The following is a 2,015-nucleotide window of genomic DNA, read 5'->3' on the forward strand; positions in this document are numbered from 1 at the left end:
TACCCGCTGGGGTGTGGCGGCCGCGGTGCTCGCGGTGCTGGGCGCCCTGGGCTCGGTCGTGTTCTTCTCGCCCGTGCTCGCGGTGGACCGCGTCGAGGTCACCGGCACCCGCCACGTCTCCGCCACCGACGTCCAGGAGCGCCTGGAGCCCGTGTACGGCGTGCCGCTGTCCCGCGTCGGCGCCGGCCGCGTGCGCGAGCTGGTCGGCGGTCTGCCCGGGGTGGCCGAGGTCCAGACCGTGCCCCGCCTGCCCACCGGCCTGGAGGTCGTGGTCCGGGAGCACGAGGCGCGGGCCCGGCGGGACGGCGACGACGGCGTGCAGCTGCTGCTCGCGGACGGCACCGTCCTGACGGGAGTGCCGGAGGAGCGGCTCGAGGGGGAGGACCTCCCCGCGTTCTCGGAGGAGCTGGCGCACCGGGCGCAGGAGGAGCGCGCCGAGGTGGCCGAGGTGCTGGCCGCGCTGCCGGAGTCCGTGGCCGATCGTGTCGAGACCGCGGACTCTCGGGGCCCGGGCCAGGTCCGTCTGGCGCTCGAGGGCGGGGTGACCCTGGTCTGGGGCGACGCGCAGGACGCCGGTCTCAAGGGGTCCGTGGCCGAGGCGTTCCTGGCGGACGAGCGGCACGGATCCGCGGCGGGCGGCGTCGCCGAGATCGACGTCTCCGTGCCCACGCGGCCGATCACGCGCTGAACCGGGGCCACAGGAGTCTCCAGTAGAACGTGAAGGTGAAGGTCGGGGCGCGGGACCTCGTGCGAGTCGGGGGGTCCTCACCGCGGCTGCTGGTCCTTCGAGTCTCACGTGAAAGTTGATGTTGAGGCCGTCTTTTCCGCGTGGACACGCCGTTTTCTTTTGCACGTGACGCGGGCCTCCCAGTACGGTGGACCCGAACGCGCGCGAGGCTCGCTTCACGCTGTGCTTGAAGGTGTCCACCCCGGGTGGCCGCCGATCACCGGGGCGATGTGCCTCGCGCTGACCTCTCGAGATCTCGAACAAAGGGAACCAACACCGTGGCTGCACCCCAGAACTACCTGGCCGTCATCAAGGTCGTCGGCATCGGCGGCGGCGGCGTGAACGCCGTGAACCGCATGATCGAGGTGGGGCTCCGCGGCGTGGAGTTCATCGCCATCAACACGGACGCCCAGGCGCTGCTGATGTCGGACGCGGACGTGAAGCTGGACGTGGGCCGCGAGCTCACCCGTGGACTCGGCGCGGGCGCGAACCCCGAGGTCGGCCGCCAGGCCGCCGAGGACCACGCGGAGGAGATCGAGGAGGTCCTGCGGGGCGCGGACATGGTGTTCGTGACCGCGGGCGAGGGCGGCGGCACCGGCACCGGCGGAGCGCCCGTCGTGGCCCGCATCGCGCGCTCGCTCGGCGCCCTGACCATCGGCGTCGTGACCCGTCCGTTCACGTTCGAGGGCCGCCGTCGCGCCGGCTCCGCCGAGGCGGGCATCGACGCCCTGCGGGACGAGGTCGACACCCTCATCGTGATCCCGAACGACCGCCTGCTGTCCATCTCGGACCGCAACGTCTCGGTCATGGACGCCTTCCGTCAGGCGGACCAGGTGCTCCTCTCCGGCGTCCAGGGCATCACCGACCTGATCACCACCCCGGGCCTGATCAACCTCGACTTCGCGGACGTGAAGTCCGTGATGCAGGGCGCGGGCTCCGCGCTCATGGGCATCGGCCACGCGCAGGGCGAGGACCGCGCCGTCAAGGCGGCCGAGCTGGCGATCGCCTCGCCGCTGCTCGAGGCCTCCATCGACGGCGCGTACGGCGTGCTGCTCTCCATCCAGGGCGGCTCCGACCTCGGCCTCTTCGAGATCAACGAGGCCGCGCGACTGGTCCAGGAGGTCGCCCACCCGGAGGCCAACATCATCTTCGGCGCGGTCATCGACGACGCCCTCGGCGACGAGGTGCGCGTGACCGTGATCGCCGCGGGCTTCGACAAGGTGGACGTCACCTCCGCCCCGGCCGCCCCGCAGGCCGCGCAGCAGCAGCAGGCGGCCCCGCAGCGGGC

General features: G+C 72.7%; 2 protein-coding genes. Both read left to right on the forward strand.

Going from position 1 to position 2,015, the window contains the following annotated elements; genetic code table 11:
• The coding region (locus tag D8M29_RS11390) for a cell division protein FtsQ/DivIB (protein ID WP_238693400.1) at window positions 1–688 on the forward strand (688 nt) is incomplete at its 5' end.
• 317 nt (window positions 689–1,005) lie between these two features.
• Window positions 1,006–2,015: cell division protein FtsZ (ftsZ, locus tag D8M29_RS11395; RefSeq protein ID WP_127445989.1), on the forward strand; the 1,010-nt coding region annotated here is incomplete at its 3' end.

This window comes from Micrococcus sp. HSID17227, assembly GCF_003989405.1.
Taxonomy (GTDB): domain Bacteria; phylum Actinomycetota; class Actinomycetes; order Actinomycetales; family Micrococcaceae; genus Micrococcus; species Micrococcus luteus.